At 67.1% G+C, this 26288-nt stretch carries 21 protein-coding genes; 14 read left to right on the top strand and 7 right to left on the bottom strand.

Going from position 1 to position 26288, the window contains the following annotated elements; all coding sequences use genetic code 11:
- Positions 1-104 precede the first annotated feature (104 nt).
- The 3 genes from BLW17_RS02320 to BLW17_RS02310 form a co-directional block, all read right to left on the bottom strand.
- The gene (locus tag BLW17_RS02320) at positions 105-1988 is read right to left on the bottom strand and encodes a CHASE domain-containing protein (RefSeq protein ID WP_170835570.1); all 1884 of its coding nucleotides are present in this window, start codon (positions 1986-1988) and stop codon (positions 105-107) included.
- Between the two features lie 212 nt (positions 1989-2200).
- Entirely contained in the window at positions 2201-4324 is a 2124-nt protein-coding gene (locus BLW17_RS02315; protein WP_074826027.1) for an ATP-binding protein, read from the bottom strand.
- 44 nt (positions 4325-4368) lie between these two features.
- Complete coding sequence (locus BLW17_RS02310) at positions 4369-5529, bottom strand: RsmB/NOP family class I SAM-dependent RNA methyltransferase (protein WP_036731173.1); 1161 nt, start codon at positions 5527-5529, stop codon at positions 4369-4371.
- Between the two features lie 232 nt (positions 5530-5761).
- Here BLW17_RS02310 and recA point away from each other — a divergent pair, with 232 nt between their 5' ends.
- From recA to BLW17_RS02285, 5 genes are all read left to right on the top strand, one after another.
- Entirely contained in the window at positions 5762-6835 is a 1074-nt protein-coding gene (gene recA, locus BLW17_RS02305) for a recombinase RecA (protein WP_036711437.1), read from the top strand.
- 347 nt (positions 6836-7182) lie between these two features.
- Entirely contained in the window at positions 7183-9843 is a 2661-nt protein-coding gene (gene alaS, locus BLW17_RS02300; protein WP_036731175.1) for an alanine--tRNA ligase, read from the top strand.
- Positions 9840-10145 (top strand): DUF1330 domain-containing protein, encoded by a 306-nt coding sequence (locus BLW17_RS02295; protein WP_036700055.1) that lies wholly within the window; start codon positions 9840-9842, stop codon positions 10143-10145. Before alaS ends, BLW17_RS02295 begins: the two co-directional genes overlap by 4 nt.
- A 70-nt stretch (positions 10146-10215) precedes the next feature.
- Positions 10216-11010, top strand: a complete 795-nt coding sequence (locus BLW17_RS02290) for a class II glutamine amidotransferase (protein ID WP_036731178.1) — start codon at positions 10216-10218, stop codon at positions 11008-11010.
- Positions 11011-11085: 75 nt separating this feature from the next.
- Positions 11086-11427 (top strand): carboxymuconolactone decarboxylase family protein, encoded by a 342-nt coding sequence (locus BLW17_RS02285; RefSeq protein ID WP_036731180.1) that lies wholly within the window; start codon positions 11086-11088, stop codon positions 11425-11427.
- Here the strand turns inward: BLW17_RS02285 and aroC are convergent.
- The gene (gene aroC, locus BLW17_RS02280) at positions 11424-12524 is read right to left on the bottom strand and encodes a chorismate synthase (RefSeq protein ID WP_036731183.1); all 1101 of its coding nucleotides are present in this window, start codon (positions 12522-12524) and stop codon (positions 11424-11426) included. The genes BLW17_RS02285 and aroC overlap by 4 nt on opposite strands.
- Positions 12525-12749: 225 nt before the next feature.
- Here aroC and BLW17_RS02275 point away from each other — a divergent pair, with 225 nt between their 5' ends.
- From BLW17_RS02275 to BLW17_RS17590, 3 genes are all read left to right on the top strand, one after another.
- Positions 12750-13247: a BrnA antitoxin family protein gene (locus BLW17_RS02275; RefSeq protein ID WP_036731185.1), complete on the top strand. Its 498-nt coding sequence runs from the start codon at positions 12750-12752 to the stop codon at positions 13245-13247.
- A 117-nt stretch (positions 13248-13364) separates the two neighbouring features.
- The gene (locus BLW17_RS02270; protein WP_074826246.1) at positions 13365-14453 is read left to right on the top strand and encodes a DUF262 domain-containing protein; all 1089 of its coding nucleotides are present in this window, start codon (positions 13365-13367) and stop codon (positions 14451-14453) included.
- Positions 14440-15090, top strand: a complete 651-nt coding sequence (locus BLW17_RS17590) for a hypothetical protein (RefSeq protein ID WP_139305889.1) — start codon at positions 14440-14442, stop codon at positions 15088-15090. Before BLW17_RS02270 ends, BLW17_RS17590 begins: the two co-directional genes overlap by 14 nt.
- Positions 15091-15097: 7 nt before the next feature.
- On the opposite strand, the gene carB is transcribed toward BLW17_RS17590, so the two are convergent.
- The 3 genes from carB to BLW17_RS18020 all read right to left on the bottom strand — a co-directional run bounded on the left by carB (position 15098) and on the right by BLW17_RS18020 (position 21146).
- A complete protein-coding gene (carB, locus tag BLW17_RS02265; RefSeq protein ID WP_074826024.1) occupies positions 15098-18433 on the bottom strand; it encodes a carbamoyl-phosphate synthase large subunit in 3336 nt (1111 codons plus the stop codon).
- 984 nt (positions 18434-19417) lie between these two features.
- Entirely contained in the window at positions 19418-20311 is an 894-nt protein-coding gene (locus BLW17_RS02260; RefSeq protein ID WP_231572712.1) for a flagellar hook capping FlgD N-terminal domain-containing protein, read from the bottom strand.
- A 97-nt stretch (positions 20312-20408) separates the two neighbouring features.
- On the bottom strand, positions 20409-21146 hold the full coding sequence (locus BLW17_RS18020; RefSeq protein ID WP_211656921.1) for a flagellar hook-length control protein FliK: 738 nt from the start codon (positions 21144-21146) through the stop codon (positions 20409-20411).
- A gap of 1380 nt (positions 21147-22526) precedes the next feature.
- Here BLW17_RS18020 and BLW17_RS02250 point away from each other — a divergent pair.
- The 6 genes from BLW17_RS02250 to BLW17_RS02225 all read left to right on the top strand — a co-directional run bounded on the left by BLW17_RS02250 (position 22527) and on the right by BLW17_RS02225 (position 26056).
- Complete coding sequence (locus BLW17_RS02250) at positions 22527-22772, top strand: rod-binding protein (RefSeq protein ID WP_036731191.1); 246 nt, start codon at positions 22527-22529, stop codon at positions 22770-22772.
- 28 nt (positions 22773-22800) lie between these two features.
- On the top strand, positions 22801-23079 hold the full coding sequence (locus BLW17_RS02245) for a hypothetical protein (protein WP_139305888.1): 279 nt from the start codon (positions 22801-22803) through the stop codon (positions 23077-23079).
- A 175-nt stretch (positions 23080-23254) separates the two neighbouring features.
- Positions 23255-24460 (top strand): flagellin, encoded by a 1206-nt coding sequence (locus BLW17_RS02240; RefSeq protein ID WP_036731195.1) that lies wholly within the window; start codon positions 23255-23257, stop codon positions 24458-24460.
- Positions 24461-24531: 71 nt separating this feature from the next.
- Positions 24532-24888 (top strand): flagellar biosynthesis regulator FlaF, encoded by a 357-nt coding sequence (locus BLW17_RS02235; RefSeq protein WP_074826014.1) that lies wholly within the window; start codon positions 24532-24534, stop codon positions 24886-24888.
- The gene (gene flbT / locus BLW17_RS02230) at positions 24885-25286 is read left to right on the top strand and encodes a flagellar biosynthesis repressor FlbT (RefSeq protein ID WP_036731196.1); all 402 of its coding nucleotides are present in this window, start codon (positions 24885-24887) and stop codon (positions 25284-25286) included. The genes BLW17_RS02235 and flbT overlap by 4 nt, the downstream gene beginning before the upstream one ends.
- Entirely contained in the window at positions 25283-26056 is a 774-nt protein-coding gene (locus tag BLW17_RS02225; protein ID WP_036731197.1) for a DUF1217 domain-containing protein, read from the top strand. Before flbT ends, BLW17_RS02225 begins: the two co-directional genes overlap by 4 nt.
- The last annotated feature ends 232 nt before the right edge of the window (positions 26057-26288 follow it).

The raw sequence follows: 26288 nt of genomic DNA, 5'->3' as shown, positions 1-26288 counted from the left end.
CAGACGCCGTTGCTGGTATTGACCCCCGGTCGTGTCCTTCAGACCGGAGACCTGATTTATTTCGGATCGATCTCGGTTGTGCGGCACTTAAACCTTTGTGAGGCTTACTCGCCCTTGAGCGGGAAACTGATTTTCACAATCATGCCCGTCGCCTCGAAGCTGCGGTTAAAGCGTCCACCAAGGTCGCCTTCAATGAGAGCTTCAATCAATTGCGTTCCGAACCCGCCGTCGGCTGGCAGACTCCCCGCGCGATCGGACGCCGGGGGCACGGCCGACCGCCGTTCCGGCAGCTGCGGCGGAACATCCGCGCTGGGTTGAGTTGGTCGAACGGCTCCGTGGCTGTCGCGGTCTTCCGTTCCGACCCGCTCGCGACCCCCCGACCGAATTTTGCTCTCGACTCCAGAGCGTTCGAAGAAGGCCGAGGCTGCGGCGTTAGCTTTACCCAAGCCGTCAGCGCCGGCTGTCCCGCTCGCGATTGCAGCACCCGTCGCTGTCGGCGCGTCGTTGCCAGAAGCTGTCGTCCCGACGACGGGACGCTCTCGCCAAGTGATTTCAAGCCACCTCGCGCCCTCAACCATCTCCTCCGTCCAGGAGATGGAGAGGCCGTCGCCCGCGTCGCCGCCTCTCTGCCCATGGCGGCTGTATTTCATGGCGTTGGTGACCAGCTCATGCGCCACCAGCCCGACCGCCTGGCCCTCGCGGGCCCCCAGGGTCACAGCGGGGCCGTCGAGCGTCGCCTCGACGACGGCAGGGTCGAGCACCTGGGCCAACTCGTCCCTCAAGAGCGTCCGCAGGTCGGCCCGGCCGGCGCCGTCCCGCCCTAGCGCGTCCTGCGCCTTGGCCATCGCCGCAAGGCGCCCGCCGAAGATGCGTTCGAAATCGGCGAGATCGCGAGCGCCCCGTGCGCTTTGCCGTGCGATCGCCTGGATCCGGGCAATGTGGTTCTTGATCCGGTGCTGCATCTCGCGCAGCAGCAGCGCGCGGTCAGCCGCTTGCCGCTCGGCCAGTTCCGCGGTGCGCCGCGCTGCATCCAGCGCGCGCCGCAGGCTCAGCATGGCGACGCCCACCGCGCCCAGCAGCAGAATTGACAGGGCCCCGACGGTGATGCTGGCCGAGCGATCGCGGACGGTGCGGAACTCGGCCGTGGGCGTCAGGGTGAACTGCCAGCGTCGGCCCGAAACATCGATCTCACGGATCGCGGTCCGCGCGGCCAGCTGCCGCGGCACGGACCCCGGGGTATCGTCGAAAAGCGCAGGCTCAGGCGCGCCAAGGTCGACGACGCGCAGCGTGAGCGGCAGGTCGGGCAGGCCGGCGAGCACGGCTCGGGTCAGGTCGCCCGCGCGGAAGGGGGCATAGACCACCGCCTCCGGTCGCGCCGAGGGCAGGCCGGCCAGCGTCTGCCGGGTCGGCAGATAGATCAGGAACCCGGTCTGCTTGTCTGCGGTGATTTCCTGAACCAGCTGGACGGGGCCCGTCGCGCGCGCCTCGCCTTGCCGCAGCGCGTCCGTGATCGCGGCGCGTCGGACCGGTTCGGAATACATGTCGAACCCGAGCGCCCGCCGGTTGCGATCATCCTGCGGCTCGAGCGCGGCGATGGGGGCGAGGACCGGTTGCTCCGAAGTCGGGGGCGCGACGGCGACCTGCCGCCCGGCGCGCGCCGAGAGCTGCGCGCCGACGGCCGTACGGCTCGCGGCATCGACCAGCGGCGCGTAGCCGATTCCCTGGATGCCGGGCGAGTTCTCGGCCAGCCGCAGGTCGGCGACGTAGCTCGCGAACTCCTCCGCCTCGACGGCGCCATGCTCGGCCTCGAGGTAGCTGCGGGTGGCCCGCAGAAGGGCAATATGCTGCGCCATGCGCTGCTGGAAGCTGCCGATGACGAGATCGGCGAGCCGGTCGAAGCGCGCGGCCGCCGCCCGGTCCTCAAGCCGGGACGTGGCGAAGGTCAGGGCCGCGCCGAGCAGCAGCGTCGCGGCCAGCGATGCGATCATGGGCCAGCCCGACACGCGCGCGGACGAAGGCGCGACAGGAGCATCGGAGGAGGAGTGCGCCGAGCCAGCCGTCCTTGCTGCCGACAAGCTGTCCGCAGCCCTGGACAGGACCTGGGGCTCGGAGGGGGTCATGCGGCGCTCGGGCGGGTCTGGACCATGCGCCCTCGTAAAGCGCCAATCGGGTCGGGTCCAGCGGTCGCGCGGCGCATCGTTCAGTTACGCACAGCCGGAGCGGCAGCCCCGGCCGGGCGAGGCGGCGACGAGGCGGCCTGGCCCGCATCCGGCCCGATACCGCCGCTGTCGCTGAGGTGCCGCTCGACGCTGGCGGCAAGCTCGCTGAGCGAGAACGGCTTGGCCAGGAACAACGCGTTGGGCACCGGGTCCTGCCCTTCGGTCAGCGGCACGTCGGTGTAGCCGGACATGAAGATCACCGGCGTGCCGGACCGCTTGACCAAAGCCTCGCGGACCCAGCTCGGGCCGTCAAGCCCGGGCATCACGACGTCGCTCACCAGAAGATCGACCGTCAGCGCCTCGTCGCGCAGGATGGTCAGCGCCGCCTCGCCGCTGTCGGCCTCGATGACGTCGAAGCCGCGCAGGTTCAGCGCCCGCCGCGCGAACGAGCGGACCGGCGCCTCGTCTTCGACCAGCAGCACGACGCGGCGCCGCTCGGCCGCGCCGCCGGGCAGCGTTGCCGGCGCGGACGCTTCAACAGGCGGGGGCGGTGGCTTGCCGGCTTTTCGGGCGGGGAAATAGAGCGAGAACACCGTCCCCTCACCCGGTGTGCTGCGGCAGAAGATGTAGCCGCCGGTCTGCTTCACGATCCCGTAGGCCGTCGAAAGCCCGAGGCCGGTGCCCTCACCGACGCGTTTGGTGGTGAAGAACGGCTCGAAAATCTTCTCGACCACCTCCGGCGGCATCCCGCAGCCCTGATCGGTCACGGTGATGCGCACGTAGTCGCCGCGGGGCAGGTTGGCCCCCTCCATCGTGCGGCCCGTCCCGAGGCGCAGGTTCTCTGTGTGGATGGCGATCTCGCCGCCCGACGGCATCGCATCGCGGGCATTCACCACCAGGTTCATCAGCACCTGCTCGAGCTGCCGCGCGTCGCCGCGGATCGGGCGCAGCGCGGGGTCGTGGGTGATCGTCAGCACGATCCGCTCGCCCACCAGGCGGTTGAGCAGGTGGGTCAGGTCCGACAGCGTGTCGCGCAGGTCGACGATCTCGGACTTCAGGGTCTGCTTGCGCGAGAACGCCAGCAATTGGCGCACCAGCGCCGCGGCGCGGTTGGCGTTCTGCGAAATCTGGTGGAGGTCGTCGTAGTCCGGGTCGGCGGTGTCGCGCCGAACCATCAGCAGGTCGCAATGGCCGCTGATGGCCGTGAGCAGGTTATTGAAATCATGCGCGATTCCGCCTGCAAGTTGGCCGATCGCCTGCATCTTCTGGCTCTGGACAAACTGGTCCTCGAGCGTGCGCAATGCGCTGGCGTCGGTCAGAACGGCGACGATGCGGTCCACCCCGGGCGCTGCGGCGAGCGTCACCTGCACGTCGCGCTCCTGCCCCTCGCAACGGGTGCGCATCACCTCGCCGCGCCCGAGGCTGCGACCCTCGCGGACCTCGGCGATCCAGTCGGAGAGCGGCCGGCCCAGCCCGTCGAGGAGGTCGCCCATCGACGCCCCGGGCGGCACCCGTCCCAGCAACGCCTCGGCAGCAGGGTTCACGGCCCTGACCTGTCCCATCGCGTCCATGTCGAGCATCGCCACGGGCATTCCTGCCAGATCCAGTGGCATGACCTGCGCGGCCTCGGAGCCGGGTTCAGGGGCGTCGTCGGCCGGCTCGGGCACGGCGATCCGCCAGACCTGCAGCCGCGATCCGGGCAGGCGTGCCGCCGTCACCCTCTGCCCGTCTGGCAGCGCGACCTCGGCCCCTCGCCCCTCGGCGGCCCGTGAGAGCAGCCGCGCCGCAACCGCCCCCGGATCGGCGCGCCCCCGCTGCAGCAACGCCGCGATCGGCGCGCCCAGAAGGTCGCGGGACCGCTCGGCCTGCGGCGACTGCCCGCGCACCAACCCGTCAGGATCCACAAGCCAGGCGCAGCCCGGATCGGCCGCAAGCGCCCCGCGCGCCGCCCGTGCCTGGCGCGCGAGGGTCACCCCCTGCGACAGGCGCTGCACGGCAATCCAGCCGCCGAGCAGATACCACGCCACCACCACCGCGCCGACGATGACGAGCACCCGCGGCTCGACCACGTGCGGTGCAACCAGCAGCCACAGCGAGGCGACCGCGAGCGGCAGCATCAGCAGGGGAAGGATCGTGGCCGCGCGCGCGCTGGCAATTAGCTTCATGCCACCCTCGTCATCAGGATCGCTCTGACGATAGGGGCGGCAAGTTAAGCAGGCATTAATGAACTGAGTTCGGCGACGAAAAAACCGTCGCTCGCGTCGAGCGGTGTCAGGGTGCGCTGGCCATTCAGCGCAAAGCTTGGATTCCGCCGCAGGAAGGCATCGATCTGCCCGGCATTTTCGGCCGCAAACAGCGAGCAGGTCATGTAGGCGAGCCGCCCCCCCGGCGCGACCCGCGCGGCCGCGGTGTCGAGAATCCCGGCCTGGACGGCGACGAACTGCTCCAGATCGGCCGTGGTCAGCCGCCACTTCGCATCCGGCGTCCGTCGCCAGGTGCCCGAACCCGAGCAGGGCACGTCGGCCACGACCAGATCGAACGGCCCTGACGGAAGCGCCGGCGCGATGTCGATCGCCGCCCCCGCCCGCGCGGCGCGGGCCGGCAGGTCGCGCATCCGGGCCGGCGTGGCGTCCCAGGCGGTCACCTTGGCGCCCCGGGCGGCGAGCGCGAGGGACTTTCCGCCTCCGCCGGCGCAGAGGTCGAGGACACGCACCTTGGGCCCGACGTTAAGAGCGGCGCAGGCCATCTGCGGCGAGAGGTCCTGCAACTCGACCAGCCCCTCACGATAAGCCGCCGAGCCCTGCACGCTCCGGGCGCCGCTAGTCACCAGAAGCGCGGTGTCACAGCGCGGATCGGCGGAGGTCTCGACACCCGCGGCCGTCAGTTCCGCGCGCGCGTTTTCGCGCGTGCCGCGCGCGAGGTTGACGCGCAGCCACACCGGCGCCCGCTCGCGCAGGGCGCTTGCCACCGCGGGAAAGTTGTTGCCGAGATCGGCCGCCAGCCGGTCCGCGATCCAGTCGGGAAGGTCGGTGGCCTCGGCGCGCGAGGGTGGGCGCCCGGCGTCGCGCTCCGCCGGGGTGAGGGGCGGTGAGGCGTAGGGCGCGGCGGCGAAGATCGTGTCCGGGTCGTGGCCCGCCTCGCGCAGCGCGCCGAGGATCAGTCCGCGGCCCGTATCGGCGCCGCCGAGCGCCGCATGCGAGCGGCGCCGGCGCAGCGCGTCGAAGACGAGGTCCCGCACCGCGGCCCGGTCACCCGATCCGGCATATCGGCTGGATCGCGCCCAGCGGATCAGCCGCGGCTCGGCAGGCGACCCGGCGAGGATGTCGTCGAGAATCTCGATCGCGGCGCTGGCGCGGGCGGCGGGGGTCATGGGCGGCGTGGGGCAGGACAACGCATCGGACCTAATTGGGACGCCCAGGCGCCCGCGGCAAGCCGAAAGCCGGTCAATCGTTTCTTAACTTCTTTCACCGAAGCTCTCGAATCAGCGGGACCAAAGGCGTTGCGTCGGCACGGATATTGGGGCAAACAGGGAACAAGAACAGGAAGTGAACAAACCGGGCGCGTTGTGCGCAACCGGGCATTGGATTAGAGGGTGGGCAAGAATGTCTGGGGCGAGCATCCTGAAGATGGACGACAAGCGTAGTGCGGACCGGCAGAAGGCGCTCGACAGCGCGCTGGCGCAGATCGAGCGGCAATTCGGCAAGGGCTCGATCATGCGGCTCGGCGCCGACAACCCGGTGGCCGAGATCGAGGCGACCTCGACCGGCTCGCTCGGGCTCGACATCGCGCTGGGGATCGGCGGTCTGCCGAAGGGGCGGATCATCGAGATCTTCGGGCCGGAAAGCTCGGGCAAGACGACGCTGACACTGCATGTGGTGGCCGAAGAGCAGAAGAAGGGCGGGGTCTGCGCCTTCGTGGACGCCGAGCACGCGCTCGATCCGCAGTATGCGCGCAAGCTGGGCGTGAACCTCGACGAGCTGCTGATTTCGCAGCCCGACACCGGTGAGCAGGCGCTCGAGATCGTCGATACGCTCGTGCGGTCGGGCGCGGTGAGCCTGGTCGTAGTCGATTCGGTGGCAGCGCTGACCCCCAAGTCCGAGATCGAGGGCGACATGGGCGACATGCAGATGGGCAGCCAGGCCCGCCTGATGAGCCAGGCGATGCGCAAGCTGACCGCCTCGATCGGACGGTCGAACTGCATGGTGATCTTCATCAACCAGATCCGCATGAAGATCGGGGTGATGTTCGGCAACCCCGAGACGACGACCGGCGGCAACGCACTCAAGTTCTATGCTTCGGTGCGGCTGGACATCCGTCGCACCGGCGCGATCAAGGACCGCGACGAGGTGGTGGGCAACGCCACCAAGGTGAAGGTGGTCAAGAACAAGGTGGCGCCGCCGTTTAGGCAGGTCGAGTTCGACATCATGTACGGCGAGGGGATCTCGAAGGTCGGTGAGCTGATCGACCTGGGCGTCAAGGCCGGCGTGGTCGAGAAATCCGGCGCCTGGTATTCCTATGGCGACGAGCGGATCGGGCAGGGGCGCGAGAACGCCAAGCAGTTCCTGCGCGACAATCCCGACGTGGCCTTTGCCATCGAGGACCGTATTCGGGCGAGCCACGGACTCGATTTCGGCGCCGGACCCGAAGGGGATGACGAGGCGCTGACCGAGGAGTAGGGCGTCAGCAGCCCCGCGCGGCTGGTGCGGCGTGGGGTTGGCGGCTTTTGGGTAAGGTGCTGAAGTTCCGGACGAAGTGATTGCGTTGGTGCCGGGGCCCGAACACGGGTGTCAGCCTCGCGATCAACTCGCGCAGGAGTGGCGCCGAGGCAGGCAGATGGCCAGCGTGGATCGGTGCAATGCTTGGTCCGGTCGACGCCAACGTTTGGACCTTACCGGGGAAGTCAGGGCTTGGATCACTCCACCCCACCGCCACCTCCCGCCCCTGACCACCGCCCACCCGTTCTGGACAGCGCGCGGGCGCGGGATTAGATGTGGCCGCCGCATCCCGCCGCAGGAATCCGCTCATGGCCAGTCTGAACGACATCCGCTCGACCTATCTCGACTTCTTCGAACGGAACGGCCACCGCCGCGTCGACAGCTCGCCGCTCGTGCCGCGCAACGACCCGACGCTGATGTTCGCCAACTCGGGCATGGTGCAGTTCAAGAACCTGTTCACCGGCCTCGAGCACCGCGACTACACCCGCGCCACCACGGCGCAGAAATGCGTCCGCGCCGGGGGCAAGCACAACGACCTCGACAACGTGGGCTACACCGCGCGGCACCACACCTTCTTCGAAATGCTGGGTAATTTCAGCTTCGGCGACTATTTCAAGGAAGAGGCGATCCCCTACGCGTGGGAGCTTCTGACCCGCGACTTCGGCATCCCCGGCGACAAGCTGCTGGTCACCGTCTACCACACCGACGACGAGGCCGCGACGATCTGGAAGAAGGTCGCGGGGCTCGGCGACGACCGGATCATCCGCATCCCGACCGACGACAACTTCTGGCGCATGGGCCCGACCGGCCCCTGCGGCCCCTGCACCGAGATCTTCTACGATCACGGCCCGCAGGTCTGGGGCGGCCCGCCCGGCTCGGCCGAAGAGGACGGCGACCGTTTCATCGAGATCTGGAACCTCGTCTTCATGCAGTTCGAGCAGTTCGAGGACGGCTCGATGAAGCCGCTGCCGAACCCCTCGATCGACACCGGCATGGGGCTCGAGCGGATCGGCGCGCTGCTGCAGGGCAAGCACGACAACTACGACACCGACCTGATGCGGGCGTTGATCGAGGCCTCGGCCCACGCCACCAGCAGCGACCCGGACGGGCCGGGCAAGGTCCACCACCGCGTCATCGCCGACCACCTCCGCTCGACCAGCTTCCTGATCGCGGACGGGGTGATGCCGTCGAACGAGGGCCGCGGCTATGTGCTGCGCAGGATCATGCGCCGCGCCATGCGCCACGCGCATATGCTGGGCGCGCAGGACCCGGTGATGCACAAGCTCGTCCCGGCACTGGTCCGGCAGATGGGCGCCGCCTACCCCGAGCTCGCCCGCGGCCAGGCGATGATCGAAGAGACGCTGAAGGGCGAGGAGACGCGCTTCCGCCAGACCCTCGATCGCGGCCTGCGGCTGCTCGGCGACGAGCTCGCGCGGTTGCCCGAAGGGGCGGATCTGCCCGGTGAGACGGCGTTCAAGCTCTACGACACCTACGGCTTCCCGCTCGACCTGACGCAGGACGCGCTTCGCGAGCAGGGGCGCGCGGTCGAGGTCGCGGGGTTCGACGCCGCGATGGCCGAGCAGAAGGCCAAGGCGCGGGCCGCCTGGTCCGGCTCGGGTGAGGCGAAGGACGCGGCGATCTGGTTCGAGCTCGCCGACCGCTTCGGGGCGACCGAGTTCCTCGGCTACGACACCGAAGAGGCCGAGGGCCAGATCCTCGCGCTGGTCGAGGGCGGCACCGAGACCGAGACGGCGGGCGAGGGCGCGCAGGTCGCCATCGTCGTCAACCAGTCGCCGTTCTATGCCGAGAGCGGCGGGCAGGTCGGCGACACCGGGCTGATCAAGACGGACACCGGCGCCGCCCGCGTGACCGACACCCGCAAGTCCGGCAGCCTCGTGATCCACCAGGCCGAGGTGACCCAGGGCCAGATCACCCGCGGGCAGGGCGCGGCGCTGTCGGTCGACCACGACCGGCGCGGCGCGATCCGGGCGAACCACTCGGCCACCCACCTGCTGAACGAGGCGCTGCGCGAGGCGCTGGGCGATCACGTCGCGCAGAAGGGCTCGCTCAACTCCGACGACCGGCTGCGCTTCGATTTCTCGCACGGGAAGGCGCTGACCACGGACGAGCTGGCCCGCATCGAGGCCGAGGTGAACGCGATCATCCGCCAGAACACCCCGGTCGAGACCCGGCTGATGGCGCCCGACGACGCCCGCGAGATGGGGGCGCAGGCGCTCTTCGGCGAGAAATACGGCGACGAGGTGCGCGTCGTCTCGATGGGCCGCCGCGAGGGGTCGGCCAAGGGAGCGAACCGCGACACCTACTCGATCGAGCTCTGCGGCGGCACCCACGTCTCGCGCACCGGTGACATCGGCGCCTTTGTGCTGCTGGGCGACAGTGCCTCGAGCGCCGGGGTCCGCCGGATCGAGGCGCTGACCGGGCAGGCCGCGCTCGCGCATCTGCGCGACGCCGAACGGCAGCTGTCGGACATCGCCGGCCTCCTCAAGGCCCAGGCGGGCGACGTCGTGGCGCGGGTCAAGGCGATGGCCGACGACCGCAAGGCAATGCAGAACGAGATCGCCCAGCTCAAGCGGCAGCTCGCCATGGGCGGCGCGCAGGGCGAGGCGGCGCCGAAAGAGATCAACGGAATCAAGCTGATCGCCCGGCGGGTCGAGGGTGTTTCGGGCAAGGAGCTCGGCGCGCTGGCCGACCAGATGCGGGGCGCGCTGGGGACCGGCGCGGTGCTGGTGATGGGCGAGGACGCTGGCAAGGCGACGGTCGCGGCAACCGTGACCCCGGATCTCGCCGACCGGCTCAGCGCCGTCGAGATCGTCCAGACCGCCGTGGCGGCACTCGGGGGCAAGGGCGGCGGCGGGCGGCCCGACCGCGCCCAGGGCGGCGCGCCCTCGCTGGCCGAGGCTGACGCCGCCATCGCCGCCGTCGAAACCCTGATCGGAGAGCGCGCATGACCGAGACCCGCACCGCGTTGTGGATCGCCCACGTCAAGGTGACCGATCCCGAGGCCTACGGCCGCTACGCCAAGGCCGCGGGTCCGGCGATTGCCGCGCATGGCGGCGTGTTCCTCTCGCGCTCGGGCGCTTACGTGCAGCTCGAGGGGAACGATCGGGCCCGCAACGTGGTGGCCCGCTTCCCGAGCCTCGCGGCGGCCGAGGCCTGCTATCGCTCGCCGGAATATCAGGCGGCGCTGGACAATGCCCGCGGCGCGTCCGAGCGCGACCTTGTGATCGTCGAGGAAAACGGCGCCGGCTGAAACGTAGTGATTTCTTGAGATTTGCCTGTTACGTTGCGGGCAAATCACGAGAAACCGCGAGGGGACGGGCATGTGCCGCTGGGCGGCCTATCTGGGCGAGCCGATCTATCTGGAAGACATCGTGAGCCGGCCGGGCCACTCGCTGGTCCGCCAGAGCCACGGGGCCACGCGCTGCCACACCCCGGTCAATGCCGACGGCTTCGGCATCGCCTGGTATGGCGACCGGCCCGAACCCGGCCTCTACCGCGACGTCATGCCGGCCTGGTCGGACCCGAACCTGCGCAGCCTGACGGCGACGGTGCGCTCGCATCTCTTCATGGCCCATGTTCGCGCCTCGACTGGCACCGCGACCAGCCGCAACAACTGCCACCCCTTCACCGTCGGCCGATGGAGCTTCATGCACAACGGCCAGTTCGGCGGCTATGACCTGTGGCGCCGGTCGGCCGAGGTGCTGATCCCCGACGACCTCTACGCGCACCGCAAGGGCGCGACCGACAGCGAGGCGCTGTTCCTTTGCGCCCTGGGCGAGGGGCTGGACAGCGACCCCTGCGGCGCGCTCGCCCGCGCCACCGCGCGGTTCGAGGGGCTGGCCCGCGCCCGGGGGACGGCGCCGCATGTGCGGCTCACCTGCGCGCTGTCGGACGGCGAACGTCTCTATGCGGTGCGCTATGCGTCCGACGACCAGGCGCCGACGCTGTTTCACCGCTGGTCCGAGACGCGGGGCGGGCGGGCTGTCGTGTCCGAACCGCTCGAGAGCGACGAGACCGGCTGGCTCGAGATCCCGCAGGGCTCGTTCTGCGTCTTCGAAGGCGAGCGCGTGACGGTCACGCCGTTCCGGATCGAGGTGGAGCGCTCAGCCGCCTGAGCCTTTAGTGTGCGGGGACTTGCCGAGCCGCCGTGCCGGGCGGTAAGCCGGGGCGTCTCATATAGGAGCAATCGAATGTCTGCGACCGAGAAGATGGCCGAGCAGCGCGCCATGAACAAGGAGCTGAGCAAGCTCGTCCCCGAGACGCTCAAGGGGTTCATGGCGCTCGAGCATGGCGCGACGAAGAACGGCGTGCTGGGCGCGAAGGAGAAGGAGTTCATCGCCCTCGGTATCGCCATCGCCACCCGCTGCGAGCCGTGCATTGCGTTCCACCTGCAGGCGCTGATGAAGCATGGCGGCACGCGCGAAGAGCTGGGCGACATCTGCGCCATGGCGGTGACCATGGGCGGCGGGCCGTCGCTGATGTACGGCTCGAAGGCGCTCGCGATCTGGGACGAGCTGGCGGCCGCCGCCTAACCGATCCGACCGCGGACCCCGCCGGTCTGGGCGCGGTCCAGCAGCAGGTGGTCGAGCATGACGCAGGCCGCCATGGCCTCGGCGACCGGCACCGCGCGGATTCCGACGCAGGGGTCGTGGCGGCCTTTCGTGATCACATCGACCTCCTCGCCGCGCGTGGTGATCGAGCGGCGGGGGGTGAGGATCGACGAGGTCGGCTTGACGGCGAGGCGCAGGGTGATGTCCTGCCCGGTCGAGATGCCGCCGAGGATGCCGCCGGCGTGGTTCGACAGATACACCGGCCCGTCCGGGCCCATGCGAATTTCATCCGCGTTTTCAGTGCCCTTGAGGCCGGCGGCGGCCATGCCCTCGCCGATCTCGACGCCCTTCACGGCGTTGATCGACATCATCGCCGCGGCGAGGTCGGTGTCGAGCTTGGCATAGACCGGGGCGCCGAGCCCGACGGGCGCGCCCTCGATCAGCACCTCGACCATCGCGCCGACGCTGTCCTGGTCCTTGCGGATGCCGGTCAGGTAGTCGGTCCATTCGGGGACCGCGGCGGCGTCGGGCAGGAAGAAGTCGTTGCGGTCGATCTCGGCCAGGTCGAAGCGGCTGCGGTCGGCGATCTTTTCGCCCATCTGCACCATATAACCGGTGATGCGGAGGGGTTGCGCGAGCTGGGCGAGGACCGCGCGGGCCACGCCGCCGGCGGCGACGCGGGCGGCGGTCTCGCGCGCCGACGAGCGGCCGCCGCCGCGGTAGTCGCGGATTCCGTATTTCTGCCAATAGGTTATGTCGGCGTGACCGGGGCGGAATCGCTCGGCGATGTCGCCGTAGTCGCGCGAGCGCTGGTCGGTGTTTTCAATCATCAGCTGGATCGGTGTGCCGGTCGTCCTGCCCTCGAATACGCCGGAGAGGATGCGGACCTGGTCGGCCTCCTGCCGCTGGGTGGTGAGCTTCGAGCGGCCCGGCGCGCGACGGTCGAGCCACGGCTGGATCATTGATTCCGCAAGGGAAATTCCGGGCGGGCAGCCGTCCACGGTGGCGCCGAGGGCGGGGCCGTGGCTCTCGCCCCAGGTGGTGACGACGAAGATGCGGCCGAAGCTGTTGACGCTCATGAGACCCCCGTTTTCAGGGGACATACGCAAGGCGCGCGGGAAGGGGAAGGCGGGGCGCGCATTTGGGACTCCGGTCCCGAAAGGGGGATGCACATCCCGTCTGCCGTTCGTGCAACGTTCATGCAGCGTTCATGCACAGTTCATGCGAACGCCACCGCCCGGGTGGTTAATGCCCGGTTAACCCGCGGGGGCGAGGATGGGCGCCTCAACCGGGGAGGGCGGGCGATGGCGCAGAGCAAGGCCGAGGCGGCGCGGCGGGTCAACTATCACTACATGGCCGACGTGATGCGGCGGCTGGAATGGGACCTGCACCAGAAGATCCTGACCGAGGGGCGGGTGCCCGACGCCTGGCACGAGCTGGCGCGCGAGCGGGGCTCGGGCAAGAAGGTGCGGGTGACGCTGATGATCGAGGAGGATGTGCTGCGGTTCTTCCGCAGCCTGGGCGAGGGCTACGGGCCGCGGATGAACCGGGTGCTGGCGGGGTTCATGCACGCGCGGCTGGCCGGCGTGCTCGAAGGGGGCGAGACGATGGACTATCTGCGCCGCCGCGACAGCGAGGGGCTGAACGGCCCGAAACCCGGCTGGGGCGACACCCAGAAGCCGATGGACGAGATCGACCCCCAGATGGCGGAGTGGATGAGCGACGATCCGGGGGTGCCGATGGGGGAGGAGAAGGCGGGGAAGCGGGCGGATCGGATGGCTTGGTTGAGGGCGAGGGAGTGAGGTGCTAAGCTAAATTTGGTTTCGCGCAGGGCGAGATGACGCCGATGCTGACCAACTTATCGCTGTTGCACGTGGTGAGGAACTGCATAGAATACCAAAGGATAAATGGGGCCCACGATGAAGCAGTTTGACGCGCGAGCTTACAGCATAGCAGATTTCGCGGAGTGGCATGCGAATTCGCTCCTTGATTTGTCGCCAAAATTTCAAAGGCGTAGTGTCTGGACGCGAAAGGCCAAGTCCTTCTTGGTGGATACAATCCTGCGCGGCAAGCCTATGCCGAAAGTAATATTAATGCAGGACTTGGTGGATAAGAAAAACGTTAGAACGGTTGTTGACGGCCAGCAGCGCATACGAACTATTCTGGAGTTCTTGAGCGATTCGTTCTCAGTTCTTCCGACGCACAACAAGGAGTTCGGGGGCATGAAGTTTTCCGAACTTTCCGAGGATGCTCAGACTGCCTTTTTGCAATATGAAGTTGGCGTTGATCTCCTGTTTAATCTTTCGCTCGCGGACATATTGGATATATTCGCTCGGATTAACACCTATTCGGTCACTCTCAATGCGCAAGAAAAGCTGAACGCAAAATTTCTGGGGCAGTTCAAGACGTGCGCCTACGAACTAGGTCATGCATATGCTAAGTACTGGCTCGATGGGAAGGTATTGACCGAAAAAGCTGTTTCGCGAATGGGAGAGGCGCAGTTGGCGTCAGATTTGCTTGTTTCTTTGGTTGATGGCGTGCAGACCAACAAGAATGTCGAAAAAATATACCGGAAATATGAGGTTTTTGATCAGCCGGTTCCTGAAATAGAGGAGGCGAAAGAGCGGTTTCACGAAGTGATGGCTCAGGTGGGGGCCATCTACCCTGCTAAGACGCTGGCGTCGACGAACTGGTCTCGCCCTCACTGGTTCTATACTCTCTTTACCGCTCTTGCCCATTCTAAATACGGTCTCGTCGGTATGGTTGAGCCTGATGAGCCAGCGCCGTCTCCTGAGCCGCCATTGAATAATGCGGGAATTATCGCATGGCGTGAAGCGCTCGGAGAAATCAGTGCTCTGTATGATAAGTACACAGAAGACCCGCAGGAGGACGTGCCCGCCTCAGTAGCCAAGTTTATCAATTACGCTCAAAGAAGAACGACCGATACGGAAGCCAGAATTGAAAGAGCAAAGTACGTGCTGGCGAGCATTAACGATGCAGGGCGATAACTTTATAAGTTTTTCGGAGAGCGTGCGCATGACCTTTGCTGCCGCTAAAGAGGCGGCGGAAGGATTGCCAGCGGCACGGGAGGACGTATCTTCCGATGATTGCCTTAGCGATACGATTGCGGAAGCGCAATTTCTGCGAATATTTACTGAGTACGAATCCGCCATTGAAAAATGTTTTTTGCATTACGTGACTGGTGGATTATCACTAAATGGTCACGGGGCTCACTCTTATTTAAATTTGACCGACGAAGGGAAAGCGAGGCTGCTGACCAAGGCAGGCTACAAATTTTTAAGCTGGGCGAAGCCGTCGGAGGTTCGGACGACGTCGACAAATTATCTTCGTGACGGTTGGCCGCTAGCCCCGATGCTTGCGTCTCGAGAGCAAATGCTAACCAATGCGGAGAAGATCAGGAATAGGATTGCTCATAAGTCGATTGAAGCAACAAACCACTTTAGTGCTGTACAAAGAGACCTGTTTGGCACTGAGCGGGCTTTTGAAATTTCACCGGGCCAACTTTTGCGTGTGAGAGTGAAGGTTGCAAAAGTCCACTCGATGGTGATGGTGCATTTTATTAGGGCAATGGATGACACTTTCGCGGCGATGGTAGAGCCTTCTGAGGCTCTGGCTCCCATTTAGAACCCCCTCACCCCTGCAACGTCCTGACCCCCACGTCCCCCTCCTCGCGTGAGCGGATCGCGGCCACGGCGGCGATCGCTCCGGCGGCCGTGGTGAAGTAGGGAATCTTGTCGTACAGCGCCACCGAGCGGATGTCGCGGGAATCGGCGATGGCCTGGGTGCCTTCGGTGGTGTTCAGCACCATCGCAACGTCGCCGTTCTTCAGCCGGTCGACGATGTTCGGGCGGCCCTCGTAGACCTTGTTCACGCGCTCGGCCGCAACCCCTTGCGCGGACAGGAAATCCGCCGTCCCGGCGGTCGCCACCAGCGCGAATCCCATCGCGGCGAGGTCGCGCATCGCGGCGGCCATCTCGGACGTCTTGTCGGTGTCGCGGACCGAGACGAAGACGCGGCCGCCCTCGGGCAGATGCGTCCCCGCCCCCATCTGGGCCTTGAGGAAGGCGCGCGGGAAGTTGCGGTCCCAGCCCATCACCTCGCCGGTCGAGCGCATCTCGGGGCCCAGCAGCGTGTCGACGCCGGGGAAGCGGGCGAAGGGCAGCACGACCTCCTTGACCGAGAACCACGGCGTGATCGGGTCGGCCAGCGTCAGCGGGTCGGCGTAGGGCAGCGGCGTGTCGGGGCCGACGCCCGCGGGGTAGGGGGCGCGGTGGGGGAAGGCCGACAGCGGCTCACCCGCCATCAGCCGGGCGGCGATCGAGGCGATGGCCGAATCGGTGGCCTTGGCGACGAAGGGCACCGTGCGCGAGGCGCGCGGGTTGACCTCGAGCACGTAGATCGCGCCGTCCTTGATCGCGAACTGCACGTTCATCAGCCCGACGACGTTGAGCGCGCGGGCCATCGCCTCGGTCTGGCGCTTCAGCTCGGCGATGGTGGCGGCGTCAAGCGTGTGCGGCGGCAGCGAGCAGGCGCTGTCGCCCGAGTGGACGCCGGCTTCCTCGATATGTTCCATGATCCCGCAGACGTGGACGGTTTCGCCGTCCGAGAGGGCGTCGACGTCGACCTCGATCGCGCCCGAGAGGTAACTGTCGAGCAGCACGGGGTTCTTGCCCGAGACCTGGACCGCGTGGGTGATGTAGCGGTCGAGGTGGTCCATGTCGCGCACAATCTCCATCGCGCGGCCGCCGAGGACGTAGCTCGGGCGGATCACGAGGGGGAAGCCGACGCGGGCGGCGATCTCGCGCGCCTCGTCGGGGGAGTGGGCGATGCCGTTGACGGGCTGCTTGAGGCCGAGGTCGTTGAGGAGGCGCTGGAAGCGCTCGCGGTCCTCGGCGAGGTCGATGGCGTCGGGGGTGGTGCCGAGGATCGGGATGCCCTCGGCCTCGAGCGCGTTGGCGAGCTTGAGGGGGGTCTGGCCGCCGAACTGGACGATGACGCCGTGCAGCGTGCCGTTCTCCTGCTCGACGCGCAGGATCTCGAGCACGTGCTCGAGGGTCAGCGGCTCGAAATAGAGGCGGTCCGAGGTGTCATAGTCGGTCGAGACGGTCTCGGGGTTGCAGTTGACCATGATCGTCTCATACCCCGCCGCGGTCAGGGCAAAGCAGGCGTGGCAGCAGCAATAGTCGAACTCGATCCCCTGGCCGATGCGGTTCGGGCCGCCGCCGAGGATGACGACCTTCTTGCGGTCCGAGGGGCGGGCCTCGCATTCCACGTCGCCCATCGCCGGGGCTTCGTAGGTGGAATACATATAGGGGGTCTGGGCCTCGAACTCGGCGGCGCAGGTGTCGATGCGCTTGAAAACCGGGGTCACGCCGGCGCCGCGGCGGGCGCGGCGGATCTGGGTTTCGTCCTGCCCCGCAAGATGGGCGAGGCGGGCGTCGGTGAAGCCCATCATCTTGAGGCGGCGCAGGCCGTCGGCGTCGGGCAGGCCCCGGTGGCGGACCTCGTGCTCGGCGTCCACGATCTCGCGGATGCGGGCGAGGAACCACGGGTCGAAGCGGGTGACGCGGGCGATCTCGTCGTCGGTGAGGTCGGCGCGCATCGCCTCGGCGATGACGCGGATGCGGTCGGGGGTGGCCTGGCTCAGGGCGCGGATGAAGGCGGGCTTGCCCTCTTCGGTGGCGCCGGGGATCGCGATCTCGTCGAGGCCGGTCAGCCCGTTCTCCATCGACGCGAGCGCCTTTTGCAGAGATTCGTGGAAGGTGCGGCCGATGGCCATGACCTCGCCCACCGACTTCATCGCGGTGGTCAGCTCGGGCTTCGAGCCGGGAAACTTCTCGAAGGCGAAGCGGGGGATCTTGGTCACGACGTAGTCGATGGACGGCTCGAAGCTGGCCGGCGTCACGCGGGTGATGTCGTTGTCGAGTTCGTCGAGCGTGTAGCCGACGGCGAGCTTGGCGGCGATCTTGGCGATCGGGAAGCCGGTGGCCTTGGAGGCGAGCGCCGAAGAGCGGCTGACCCGCGGGTTCATCTCGATCACCACCATGCGACCGTCGGCGGGGTTCACCGCCCACTGCACGTTCGATCCGCCGGTCTCGACCCCGATCTCGCGCAGGACCGCGATCGAGCCGTTCCGCATCCGCTGATACTCGCGGTCGGTCAGCGTCAGGGCCGGGGCCACGGTGATCGAATCGCCGGTGTGGACGCCCATCGGGTCGACGTTCTCGATCGAGCAGACGATGATGGCATTGTCGGCACGGTCGCGCACGACCTCGAACTCGTATTCCTTCCAGCCGAGCAGGCTTTCGTCGACGAGCACCTGCGCGACGGGGCTCGCGTCGAGACCCGAGCGGACGATCGCCTCATAGTCGTCGCGGTTGTAGGCGACCCCGCCGCCGGTGCCGCCGAGCGTGAAGGCGGGGCGAATGATCGCGGGCAGGCCGATCTCGTCCAGCGCCGTCATCGCCTCGGCCACGCCGGCGGCGATGTCGTATTTACCGTCGGGCCGCTTCGGCGCGCTGACGATGGTGGCGCGCGGGTTTTCCAGCCCGATCCGGTCCATCGCCTCGCGGAAGAGCTTGCGGTCCTCGGCCATCTCGATGGCGGCCCGCTGGGCGCCGATCAGCTCGACATCATACTTGTGCAGCACCCCCGCATCGGCCAGCGCCAGCGCGGTGTTGAGCGCGGTCTGCCCGCCCATCGTGGGCAGCAGCGCATCCGGCCGCTCGGCGGCGATGATCTTTTCGACGATCTCGGGGGTGATCGGCTCGATGTAGGTCGCGTCGGCCATCTCGGGGTCGGTCATGATGGTGGCCGGGTTCGAGTTGACGAGGATGACGCGGTACCCCTCTTCGCGCAGCGCCTTGCAGGCCTGGGCGCCGGAGTAGTCGAACTCGCAGGCCTGGCCGATGACAATGGGCCCTGCGCCGATGATCAGGATCGAGGAGATGTCTGTACGTTTCGGCATGGCGGCCCCTCGGATCGTCGGTGTGCAAATCGTCCGGGGTTATAGTCGGCGCGGGTTCGGGCGCAAGGGTGGGGTGGGCGGGGCGGGGTGGGCAGGGGATCTTTCGTGAGTCTGGGCGGCGCGGCCGGGCGAGGGGTGCCGTGGCGTGGTGTCGCGAGCGGGTGTTTGGTGGAGGAGCGCGTGTCGCGCCTGAACTCCAGGATGACGCGGACGACCGATTGGTCACGGTCACGACGCACGGGTCACTGTGCAGACTGCGCGTTTTTCGTCAGCCCGGATCGCTCCCGCCTTGCGCCTTGCCTCCGCCAGCGACACGGCAGTCTAGTCTCCTAGACCGGCTCCCCGCGCGGGCTTGGGTAGCCTGAGAGCGGCTGCAATCCGCGGTGAACTTTGAGGAATACCCTTGTCCGGACACCCAGCACACATTGCGAGAGGCACGTGGCGCACTGATCGAAGACGGCCCACAACTTTCGTAGGACGCCGGCATATCGGCTCATCCTGATCGGACCAGCAGCACCCATAGCGTGGCGAATTGGTTGGCGCTGGCAGGAAGAGATCGCTGGTTGGGACACCGATATTAATCCAATCAAGCGTACAGCCTTTTCGGTCGCAAGCGAGCAGTTGACCCGATGGACTGCTGCTTGGCTAGCGCCAACAAGGGGCCTTGGATCGGAGCGATGCAAGCGCGGCGCTCGGCCGCTTCAAAAGCAGCCAACTCGCTCGCTGCGGGGGCGAGCGAAGCTTCCATGCGTCGAGTAGCAGCGCGGCATACGTGGCGACTTAATGCATGGCCCGATCAGCGACCTGCCCAGCGATCCCATTGCAGCGCAGTGATTCCGCCGACGTCGTGGTCTCGCTGCACCGAGACGACGGCTTAACAGCCTCGACACTCTCTCGCCGCCCTGTAGAAGTCGCACCCACATCACCGCCGGGCGCGTTTCCAGCTTCGCTGCTTTACGCCTTCTCCCGCAACGTACTCGCGCGTCACGCTGGATCACGCAGCGCCGTCACCTCGCTTTCGAGCGCGCTCGCGCCACCGGGCAGCGTCAGCCGCAGCCCCTGCGAGGTCAGCTCGGCGCCCGTGACCCGCGCGTAGGCCCCGACTGGCGCCGTCTTCACGATGTCAGCCCCGCGCAGGCTGACCAGCTTGAAGCTGTAGGGTCCGGGGGGCAGTGCCGTTCCATCCGCCGCGCGGCCGGACCAGGTGATCTCGCCCGGCTGGGCGGGAAGCGTCTCGCGCGCGGCCTCGCGTCCATATCGGTCGAGCGCCACGATTTGGACCGAGGTGGCGTCCTCTGCCGGGCGGACGTCCAGCCGCAGCGGATCGCCGCCGTGCCAGACGGGGGCCGTCGTGCGGACCTCCTTACCGATCCAGCCTGCGACGCTGCCCAGCCCCTCCGCCCGCGCCGCCGTCATCTGTTCGAGCAACTGGTTGGTGCGCGCTTGCTGCTCAACCCCCGAGAAGGTCGCCAGCTGGACGGCGAAATCCGAGCCCTCCATCGGGTTGAGAGGGTCCTGGTTCTTGATCTGCGTGGTCAGCATCTTGAGAAAGGTCTGGAAATCCCCGCCAGCGAACCCCGACCCCGTGACCCCGGCGTCCGGCGCCGGCTCGGCGATGTCGGGCGCAGCGGCCGCTGTGCCTGTGGCTGAACTCGGCGCATTCGCGCTCATCAGACGCCGGGCGGGGGTGGCTTTAGGCATGATGTCCCCGCTCCCGTAAGGGTCGAACGTCGAAGTGGCATTGGCGGCGAGGGGGCTTTGGTCAAGAGCGGCCGCAAATTCAGACGCCGCGGGGTAGCCCGTGGCGGGGCCGGGAAGAAGCGGCCGCGCCGCGGTTGTGGTGGAGACGGTCGGCAGGCCTGAGAGCAGTTGGGTCATGCGGTGTCCGGCGGGTTGCGTGGATGGGGGAAGACCGGCAAGTGGGTCCGGTGCCGGCGGAAGTTTCAGCTTTCGCTGACGAGCTTCTTCGATCCGATCATAATCGCAGGTCGAGGCGCCCGCTGCCCCGGGCACGCAGCGCCGGGGTGGTGTCGGCGCTCGCGGGCCCGGTTTGCGCTACGGTGTCCAGTGATTCCGTCCGAGATCGGTCGTAGACCGGCGGTCGCTGCGACTGGTTATGGTCGCTCGACCCGCCCGAGGGCTGATTGCCGGAGCCCTGCCCGCCCGCGAGGTTCGATCCCGTCCGCCCGTCGTCGATGCCCGCCCGCGCGGGCGGGGGGAGGTGGCGCTCCGCGGAGGGGCCATCGGGACCGCGGAGGAAGTCGAGACGCGCGTCCGGCATCCCGTGATCGCGCAGGTCGCGCAGGAGTTGGTCGGTGTGGCCGCGGATCAGCTCGAGCGTTGCAGGGCGCTCGGCAACGATCCCCAATGACTGATGGCGGTCCATCGCGAGGGTTACTGTTACGCGGCCCAGTTCGATCGGATCGAGCGTGATCTCAACGACTCCTTCGCGGGTCCGAACAATGGCATCGGCAATCTGGCGAATCGGCTCGGCCAGCGGAACGCTTTTCGGCCCGGCGAAATCGCCAGTAACGGGGATCGCCGCAACCGTGGGCGTCGTGGCTGGCAGCCCCCTCAGCAGAGCGGCAACACTGCTCCGGTCCTGCATTGCAAGCTCGCTGCCGCCAGACGGCTCGTCGCGGTCGCTAGCGGTCGAAACCGAATGTTCGCCGTCCGAGCGTTGGACGGGCGGCGGCTGGTTAGCGGTCGTCACTGTATGCGAGCGTATGGGAGCAGGAGCGTCATACACCTGTGACATAGCCGCTTTGATCGGCGCCCTCTCGGTCTCCGTCGCGAGCCGCGTGGGAGGCGCAGACACTGCAAGTGGCGTTGAGGTGGGAGTCGACGCTGCAGCGGGAGAGTTCAGGTGTGTGAGGGGGACAGGCTCAAGCGTGCGCGACTCCCCAGCGCGAACGGGTGAGTCGGCCAAGGGCGACCGCGCCCCCTTTGCCAATGGGGCGATCCTGTTGGCCGCCGATGATACCTCAAGGGAGGGGGTGGCGGACCCTTTTAGATGGGGTACCGAGACAGTCTGCACTCCCGGTGGCGACGACCGGTCGGACACCGGTGCCTGCTGCGCGGATACCGAGACTGCGTCGTCCGACGACCGAGGTAGGACTTGCTCAGTCGGGCGTTCTATGGGAGCGGCCTCCGCAAAGAGAGGCTTGAGCGCCCCGGGGGGACATTGGGCGATCGCTCCGATAGCACTTTCCGATCGTACGCGGTGCGTCGGACCGCTGTCGTGGGAGGCGACGACTGGAAGTATCAAATGCCTAGGACTCGGGCATTCCAATTGGTCGGGTGAAATTTGACCCTCCGCCGCATGCGGCTTCGTGACATCGCTTGGAGGCGATAATGCCTGTTTTCCGGGACGCGATGCTCCCCCGCGGGGCGGAAGAGCATCGGCGGCAGACGAGATAGTGTCGGGTTGAGGGGGAGAATCCGCCCGGGCAACGCCGTGACGCGCAGACGACATCGCTACTTTTTCGTCGATGTCTCCGACACGAACTTTGGAGTTTCCGGTCGCTCCCGAGAAGGGGGGTAACGTCTTGGCGTCCCTTTCTTGCATCTCGGACGTCCGGGCAAAACTTGCCTCCTCCGGAGTGGGGACGCCGCCCAACGGCGGTCGAAGCACAGGCAGGGCTGGGCCTAGCGGACCAACTGCGGCCAGCAACGTGACACAACCCGCAGGCACCGCGTCGGCCTGAAGCCCGAGGCAATCTTCGACGTCCGCGTCGTTCTGAAACTCCGCGGGGACATCATCCTCGCCCAGCACCGCGGATGGTTCTCCAGCGTTTGCGTCCTCAGCTTCCCGCTCCACCTGCTGATCGCCGGAACGCTGATCACCCACGCTCGCGGCAAAGACGCCCTCGAGCGCGGCAAGCACCGCTGAAAAGCCAGCCTCGGCTGCTTTCGGCGCAGCGCGGAATGGGGCGGCTGCAGGAGCAGAGGGCAGCGTCGTCATTAACGCAATCGGTGTCACGGCAACCACCCCGAACGAATCGATGTCTCGATCATTACCGGCTTCGGGTTACCAAATATTTACCGCCACCGTTTAGGATGTAAAAATATCCATTCTTAACGGAGCGTGTCGATGATCGAATTTCCGATGAATAGTCCGACAGTGCGGCCAGCGCCGACGAAATTCGCTGACAAGCTCGAGGCGGCTTTCCTGTCCGAGATGCTCAAGATTGCAATGCCGGCCGAACGCCGCGGTGCCTTCTCAGGCGGAGTCGGCGAATCGCAATTCGCGTCCTTCCTGATCGATCAATATGCCGATGCCATGGCGGAACGGCTGGAACTCGGGCTGGGCGCAAGGGGGGCACGCACGGATGGTTGACCGGGTAGGACTGATCGAGGCGGCCTGCATGGCCATGATAGAGGGTGATCCGTCCGAGGCCGAGGCTCTGCTGACCAGATTTCATCGGTCGGTCGAGCGGCGACCGTTGGAGCCGGCCGAGCAAGGGGAGTGCACGCGCGCACTCGAGCGCCTGTCCCGGCTGGCCCAGGCAGCCTTGAGCGGCATCGACGCGGCGCGCGGCTGGCTTGAGGAGCTGGCGCAGGGCCACGGGGGTCTCGACGTCTATGATCGCGGGGGGCGCCAGCGCGTCTCCACCTCACTCGTCGAAGCGAGCCAGAAGTTTTGATGAAAATCCGGTCTATTGCAGCTCTGGTTTCAATGGCGCGATTCAGTATTCGTTAGCTGTTGCCGGTTAAACCGGGAACTGCATCAGACGATGCCGGGGAAAACCCGCTGGTCAGAATGGCCGCCTTTCGTGAAACCCGGGCGCCGGAACGACGCCCGAATTGCAGGAGGACACAATGTCCAGCATTCTGACCAACAACGGCGCAATGGTCGCGCTGCAGACCCTCAAGGGCATCAACTCGGCCATGGCGAAGACCCAGGACGAGATCTCGACCGGCAAGTCGGTCGCGACGGCGAAGGACAACGCGGCCGTCTGGGCGATCTCGCAGGTCATGGAGGCCGATGTCAGCGGCTTCAAGGCCATCTCGTCGAGCCTGTCGATGGGGGGCGCGGCCGTCGGCACTGCCCGCGAGGGCGCCGAGCAGGTTACCGCCCTGCTCAAGAAGATGCGCGACACGATCATCACCGCGCAGACCTCGGCCGATCGCGGCAAGCTGCAGGACGACGTCACCAACCTGAAGAAGCAGATCGACGGCGTCGTGAAATCGTCGCAGGTCAACGGCATGAACCTGCTCGATGGGTCGACCGCCACGGTCGACTTCCTCTCGGCGATCGACCGCTCGGCCAGTGGGTCGACCTCGTCCAGCATCACCGTCGCGGGGTCGAACCTTTCGACCGGCGGCTATGTCAGCAAGGCAGCGCTGGCGGGGTCCGAAGGGGCATCGGGCGCTGGCGATACCGCGGCGTTCTTCCTCAATGCGGGCGACACCGCGGGCAAGGCCATCACGATCGACGGTGCCGCGACGCTCGCCGCGGGTGACCGGATCTCGGTGACGATCGGTGACAAGGTCGCCAGCTATACGCTGACGACCGAGGATGCCGCCGCCTCCTCGCCCGCCGACATCGTCGCCGTCGGTCTGAAGTCGGCGATCGAGAAGCTTGGGATCGCCGGGGTCGGCGTGGATTACGACCAGGGCGCCCCGGGTGAGCTGAACATCACCAACACGGGCACCACTGACCTGCGGGTGACAGCACAGTTCTCCAACGCGGGGGCCGGTGCCCTCGGTGGACTGGCGACGCTGTCGGTGAGCACCGAGGTCAACGCCCGGGCGGCGCTCGGCGCGATCGACGCGATGATCTCGACCGCGGCGACCTCCGCGGCCTCCTTTGGCTCGGTGGGCCGCAGGATCGAGATGCAGACCGAGTTCCTGTCGAAGCTCGGGGACTCGCTGAAGACCGGCATCGGTGCGCTGGTCGATGCCGACATGGAAGAAACCTCTGCCCGCCTGCAGGCGCTGCAGACCCAGCAGCAGCTGGGGATCCAGTCGCTGTCGATCGCCAACAAGGCGCCGCAGAACATCCTCGCGCTGTTCCGCGGCTGATGACACCGGCCGGGGCGGCATAGTCGCCCCGGCCTTCCCCCACGCAGCTTGAAGGGAGCGCCCCCTTGACCATGCAAGCCCCAGGCAACTTTGCCCGCGGCGCCGGTTTCAACACCGTACGTTCGCACCGAGACGTGGAATACGACGCCTTCTCAAGAGTGACGCGCGATCTTCAGCGCGCCAGCCGGGGCGAGATGTCGCTCGCCCGCGCCGCCGCCGTGAATGCCGACCTGTGGTCGACCCTCGCCGCGGATCTGGCGGACGACGGCAACGATCTGCCCGATGACCTGAAGGCGCGGCTCCTGTCGCTCGCCATCTTTTCCATCCGCCAGTCGCACCGGGCCATTGCCGGCCACGCCGAGCCCGCCGCGATGATCGACGTCAACCTGGCGATCATGAAGGGTCTGCGCGGAGAGGTTGCGGCATGAGCGGCCTCATCCTCAAGCTCGCTCCGGGTGAGCGGGTCCTGATCAACGGCGCCGTGATCGAGAACGGTGATCGGCGGGCACGGATCGCGATCCGTACCCCTAACGCCAACATCCTGCGACTGAAGGAGGCGATTCACCCCGACGACGTTGCCACCCCGGTGGCCCGGGTCTGCTTTGCGGCCCAGATGATCCTGTCGGGGGACGCGGAGGCCGAACCCGGCCGGCGCGACCTCATGCGGGGGATCGAGCAGCTCTCGCAGGTCTTCGACGACCGGGACAGCCGGGCCGCGCTTGACGGTGCGACGGCGGATGTGGCTGCCGGGAACGTCTACCAGGCGCTGCGCCGACTGCGTGGTCTTCTCGGCCGAGAGGCGCGACTGTTCGCGCAGCTCTCATGAGCTATCAGCCGGTCGTCGGTGCAGGCGGTTACGCGGGGTGGAAGATCCTGTCCCGGACCGCAACGCTCCAGCGCGGGATCATCGCCCGCGACCCGGCGATCGCACGCGACAACGAGCATTTCCGCAAGCGGATGGCCAGCGTGACGTCGGCGGAGCAGCTGGTCGGCGACACTCGGCTGTTGCGCACCGCGCTGAGCGCCTACGGCCTCGAGGCGGACGCGAGCAAGCGGTTCTTTATCCGCAAGGTGCTCGAATCGGATCTGTCCGATCCGCGGAGCTTGGCGAACCGGCTCGGCGACAAACGATATCGGACGATGGCGGAGGCGTTTGGCTTCGGCGCCGGCGGCAAGCGGGCGACCGGGCTGGTTGCGACGGTCACCGAGCGCCACGTGGCGGCTGAGTTGGAGCGGCGGGTCGGCACTGCCGACGGCAATCTGCGGCTGGCTATGAATGCTCAGCGGGAGTTGCCGTTGCTTGCGGCGTCTGGAGCGACGGACCGCGGGAAGTGGTTCAGCATTCTGGGTTCGATGCCACTGCGCAAGGTGTTCGAAGGCGCGTTGGGGCTGGGCAAGGAGTTCGGCAAGCTGCCGATCGACCGGCAGGCGGACGAACTCGCCGAGCGAACTCAGCGGGTGACCGGCAGTTCGTCGGTCAGCGCTTTCTCAGATTCGGCCAGCGTGGAGAAACTGCTGACGCGATTCTTGGTCCGCGCGGGTGGTGCGACAGGAACCCAGTCGTCATATAACGCCGCGCTGGCGTTGCTTGGGTGAGGTCGCGGGCGCTTTCATGGGGGCGTAAGCTTACGCAGCTCAAGTAAAAGACGGCCGAATAGACGCGGGCGGAGCCGCGCACTGCGCTGGTGAGAGAGCTAGCGCAATGACTGAGAAACGCGATCGGCGAGCTGCAGTCGGGCAACGCTCGCCAGTTTATGTCTGGGTTTAGCTGTCGTCGTCTTTGGGGGGCTCGACATCCGTTGACCCCCTGGCGAACCGGGCCGGCCTA

Source organism: Paracoccus sanguinis (assembly GCF_900106665.1).
Lineage (GTDB): Bacteria > Pseudomonadota > Alphaproteobacteria > Rhodobacterales > Rhodobacteraceae > Paracoccus > Paracoccus panacisoli.
This window is presented reverse-complemented; position numbering and strand designations above follow the sequence as displayed.

What these genes read in the sequence shown, in the direction of transcription:
- carB (WP_074826024.1), bottom strand. Translation starts at nt 18,433, where the DNA reads ATGCCGAAACGTACAGACATCTCCTCGATCCTGATCATCGGCGCAGGG.
- BLW17_RS02250 (WP_036731191.1), top strand. Translation starts at nt 22,527, where the DNA reads ATGATCGAATTTCCGATGAATAGTCCGACAGTGCGGCCAGCGCCGACG.
- BLW17_RS02290 (WP_036731178.1), top strand. Translation starts at nt 10,216, where the DNA reads ATGTGCCGCTGGGCGGCCTATCTGGGCGAGCCGATCTATCTGGAAGAC.
- BLW17_RS02320 (WP_170835570.1), bottom strand. Translation starts at nt 1,988, where the DNA reads ATGATCGCATCGCTGGCCGCGACGCTGCTGCTCGGCGCGGCCCTGACC.
- flbT (WP_036731196.1), top strand. Translation starts at nt 24,885, where the DNA reads ATGAGCGGCCTCATCCTCAAGCTCGCTCCGGGTGAGCGGGTCCTGATC.
- BLW17_RS02285 (WP_036731180.1), top strand. Translation starts at nt 11,086, where the DNA reads ATGTCTGCGACCGAGAAGATGGCCGAGCAGCGCGCCATGAACAAGGAG.
- BLW17_RS17590 (WP_139305889.1), top strand. Translation starts at nt 14,440, where the DNA reads ATGCAGGGCGATAACTTTATAAGTTTTTCGGAGAGCGTGCGCATGACC.
- BLW17_RS02260 (WP_231572712.1), bottom strand. Translation starts at nt 20,311, where the DNA reads ATGACCCAACTGCTCTCAGGCCTGCCGACCGTCTCCACCACAACCGCG.
- BLW17_RS02235 (WP_074826014.1), top strand. Translation starts at nt 24,532, where the DNA reads ATGCAAGCCCCAGGCAACTTTGCCCGCGGCGCCGGTTTCAACACCGTA.
- BLW17_RS02310 (WP_036731173.1), bottom strand. Translation starts at nt 5,529, where the DNA reads ATGACCCCCGCCGCCCGCGCCAGCGCCGCGATCGAGATTCTCGACGAC.
- BLW17_RS02225 (WP_036731197.1), top strand. Translation starts at nt 25,283, where the DNA reads ATGAGCTATCAGCCGGTCGTCGGTGCAGGCGGTTACGCGGGGTGGAAG.
- BLW17_RS02315 (WP_074826027.1), bottom strand. Translation starts at nt 4,324, where the DNA reads ATGAAGCTAATTGCCAGCGCGCGCGCGGCCACGATCCTTCCCCTGCTG.
- BLW17_RS02270 (WP_074826246.1), top strand. Translation starts at nt 13,365, where the DNA reads ATGAAGCAGTTTGACGCGCGAGCTTACAGCATAGCAGATTTCGCGGAG.
- BLW17_RS02240 (WP_036731195.1), top strand. Translation starts at nt 23,255, where the DNA reads ATGTCCAGCATTCTGACCAACAACGGCGCAATGGTCGCGCTGCAGACC.
- recA (WP_036711437.1), top strand. Translation starts at nt 5,762, where the DNA reads ATGTCTGGGGCGAGCATCCTGAAGATGGACGACAAGCGTAGTGCGGAC.
- alaS (WP_036731175.1), top strand. Translation starts at nt 7,183, where the DNA reads ATGGCCAGTCTGAACGACATCCGCTCGACCTATCTCGACTTCTTCGAA.
- BLW17_RS02245 (WP_139305888.1), top strand. Translation starts at nt 22,801, where the DNA reads ATGGCCATGATAGAGGGTGATCCGTCCGAGGCCGAGGCTCTGCTGACC.
- BLW17_RS02275 (WP_036731185.1), top strand. Translation starts at nt 12,750, where the DNA reads ATGGCGCAGAGCAAGGCCGAGGCGGCGCGGCGGGTCAACTATCACTAC.
- aroC (WP_036731183.1), bottom strand. Translation starts at nt 12,524, where the DNA reads ATGAGCGTCAACAGCTTCGGCCGCATCTTCGTCGTCACCACCTGGGGC.
- BLW17_RS02295 (WP_036700055.1), top strand. Translation starts at nt 9,840, where the DNA reads ATGACCGAGACCCGCACCGCGTTGTGGATCGCCCACGTCAAGGTGACC.